The following is a 2,692-nucleotide window of genomic DNA, read 5'->3' as shown; positions in this document are numbered from 1 at the left end:
CCGCCCAACCTCGGGGATTGTCGAGAATGCGAACGAGACACGTGATCGGCCTGCTGGCCGCGCTGACGCTCATGGCCTGCTCGGAGATGGGCATCGGCGCGCGGCAGGGCGGCAGCCAGGAGACCCTGACCAGCGCCAGCGCCACGGTCGAGGCGATCAACCAGTCCACGCGCGAGGTGCGCCTGCGCGACAATGCCGACGGCACGAGCTTCGTCGTCACCGCCGGGCCGGAGGTGCGCAACCTGGCCCAGGTCGAGGTGGGCGATCAGGTGAACGTCGACTTCTACCGGTCGATCACCGCCTCGATGGCCGATCCCGCCGACACCGGCGAGGCGGCGACCGCGGTGGTGGCCGGACAGGCGCCGGAAGGATCGCGGCCCGGCGTACTCGCCGCCACGAGCGAGAGCATGGTGGTGACGGTCGTCAACTACGACAACAACAGCGGCATCGCGACCTTCCGCACGCCCGACGGCTTCACCCGCACCGCCGCCGTGCCGCCGAACCTCAGGAGCTTCGCGCGCGCGCGCGGGCCGGGATCGCGCGTGCTCGTCACCATGACCGACGCGGTCGCCGTCTCGGTGACCGAGGCGAGCCCGAGCTAGGGCAAGGCCCAAACCGGACGGAATCTGTCCGGTCGTCGCTCCAGGGCGAAAAGGGCAGCGCCCGACCCAGCGGGCGAGAAGCGCCCGCCTTGGGGCGGGGCGGGCGCTGCCCGAGGCCAAGGCCTCGGGCGGGACGGATGGGGAGGGCACGACTCTTCCCGCGCCGGTCGTCCGACCCGATCGCGCTTCTGGTATGGCCTACAGGCTCTCCACCACCCGCCCGAGCAGGCCCGCCGGCAGGATCACCAGCATCCCGGGCGCGTCGAAGGCCATCCGCACCCGCCCGCCCGTGGCGCGGTTCGAGGTGCCGATGCGGCCGTCCGGGCGGAAGGCGCCGCGCAGCGGCCAGCGCAGCCCGTCCCATTCCAGCCCGGCGACCGGGGCCATCGGAAAGAGCGAGACCCGCGTGCCCGCCGCGAGGTCGATCTCGAAGGCGGGCGGGCAGAGGAAGCAGAGGTCGGCGCCGCCGATCAGCACCACCGGCTTCGCCGGGTTCTTGGCGAGCGCGTTCATCGCCGCGAGATGGTGGTCGACCCGCCCGCCGAGGAAGCCGAGCCCGATGAAGAGCGGCGCCTCGATCGAATAGAGGCACTTCTCGAGATCGGTCGTCTCCTGCTCGGGGACCGCATGGACGGCCGCGCCCTCGGCGCGCAGCCGCTCGGCGGTGCGGAGCGAATCCATGTCGCCGATCACCGCCCGGAAGGCGTGGCCGGGCGGCAGCGGATGGTCGCCGCCGCTGTCGGCCGCGACCGCCTCGGGCGCGAGCGCGAGCGCGCGCGCGAGATCGGCCGGGGCGACCGGGCCGCCGCCGACGAGGGTTACTGGCCCGCGGGCGCGGTAGAGGGTGCGGCTTGCCAATCGCGGATCACCACGGCCGAGATGCTGTTCTTGGGCGAGCCCTCGATCACCCGGTCGGAATAGGTGAGGTAGACGAGGGTGTTGCGCGCCTCGTCGAAGAAGCGCACCACCTGGACGTGCTTGAAGACCAGGCTCGCCCGGACCGAGAAGACCTGCTCGCCGTCCTCGAGCTCGCTGCGGAAGCGGACGGGGCCGGTCTGCTGGCAGCTCACCGCGGCGTCGGACGTGTCCTCGGCGATGCCGAGGCTGCCCTTGATGCCGCCGGTGCGCGCCCGGCTGAGCCAGCAGGAGACGCCCTCGACCTCGGGGTCGTCGAAGGCCTCGACGACGATGCGGTGGTTGGCGCCGAGGATCTTGATCGCCGTCGTCACCTCGCCCACCTCCTCGGCGGCGGCGGGCGCCGCGAGCGGCGCGAGGAGCAGCGCCGCGGCGAAGAGCGGTTTCAGCATGGTCATCCTCCTTCCCCGGGTCGGCGCGGCGCCTCGGGGTCCTCGCGCCCGACGCCGAGGAAGACGCGGCGGAAGGGCAGCACCCAGAGGAGGCCGAGGCCGACGTAGATCGCGAGCTCGACGAGGAGCCCCGGCCGGTCGAAGAGCGCGACGAGGCTGACCGCCGCCACGACGTAGAGCGGCATCCAGACGAGCAGGATCACGAGCGACCATCGCCGCCGGGCGCGCCAGCCGAGGCTCATTGCGTGAAGGGATCGGTGACGAGGATGGTGTCGTCCCGCTCCGGGCTCGTCGAGAGCAGCGCCACCGGGCAGCCGATCAGCTCCTCGATGCGGCGCACGTACTTGATCGCCTGCGCCGGCAGCTCGGCCCAGGAGCGGGCGCCGGCGGTGGTCTCGTTCCAGCCGGCCAGCGTCTCGTAGACGGGCTTCACCCGCGCCTGATGCGCGGCGGCGGTCGGCAGATGGTCGAGCCGCTCGCCGTCGAGCTCGTAGGCGACGCAGATCTTCAGCTCCTCGAAGCCGTCGAGCACGTCGAGCTTGGTCAGCGCGATGCCGGTGACCCCGCCGGTGGTGCAGGTCTGGCGCACCAGCACCGCGTCGAACCAGCCGCAGCGGCGCTTCCTGCCCGTCACGGTGCCGAACTCGCGCCCGCGCTCGCCGAGCTTCTCGCCGGTCGCGTCGCGGAGCTCGGCCGGGAACGGCCCCTCCCCCACCCGCGTCGTATAGGCCTTGACGATGCCGAGCACGAAGCCGACCGCCCCCGGCCCCATGCCGGTGCCGG

5 protein-coding genes are annotated in these 2,692 nt (G+C 72.8%); 1 reads left to right on the top strand and 4 read right to left on the bottom strand.

What is annotated here, in order from left to right:
- Window positions 1-26 precede the first annotated feature (26 nt).
- A complete protein-coding gene (locus Q0112_RS17395) occupies window positions 27-602 on the top strand; it encodes a hypothetical protein (RefSeq protein WP_297977273.1) in 576 nt (191 codons plus the stop codon).
- A 198-nt stretch (window positions 603-800) separates the two neighbouring features.
- Here Q0112_RS17395 and Q0112_RS17390 read toward each other — a convergent pair whose 3' ends face one another.
- The 4 genes from Q0112_RS17390 to Q0112_RS17375 form a co-directional block, all read right to left on the bottom strand.
- Window positions 801-1,460 carry a thiamine diphosphokinase gene (locus Q0112_RS17390; protein ID WP_297977272.1) on the bottom strand — a complete coding sequence of 220 codons (660 nt, stop codon included), beginning with the start codon at window positions 1,458-1,460 and terminating at the stop codon, window positions 801-803.
- Window positions 1,421-1,909 (bottom strand): CreA family protein, encoded by a 489-nt coding sequence (locus Q0112_RS17385; protein ID WP_297977271.1) that lies wholly within the window; start codon window positions 1,907-1,909, stop codon window positions 1,421-1,423. Before Q0112_RS17385 ends, Q0112_RS17390 begins: the two co-directional genes overlap by 40 nt.
- Before the next feature lie 2 nt (window positions 1,910-1,911).
- Window positions 1,912-2,151, bottom strand: a complete 240-nt coding sequence (locus tag Q0112_RS17380) for a DUF2842 domain-containing protein (RefSeq protein WP_297977270.1) — start codon at window positions 2,149-2,151, stop codon at window positions 1,912-1,914.
- A partial coding sequence (locus Q0112_RS17375; RefSeq protein ID WP_297977269.1) for an adenylosuccinate synthetase occupies window positions 2,148-2,692 on the bottom strand: 545 nt, incomplete at its 5' end. The genes Q0112_RS17375 and Q0112_RS17380, both read right to left, overlap by 4 nt.

The organism is uncultured Amaricoccus sp. (assembly GCF_937858865.1).
GTDB lineage: Bacteria > Pseudomonadota > Alphaproteobacteria > Rhodobacterales > Rhodobacteraceae > Amaricoccus.
This window is presented reverse-complemented; position numbering and strand designations above follow the sequence as displayed.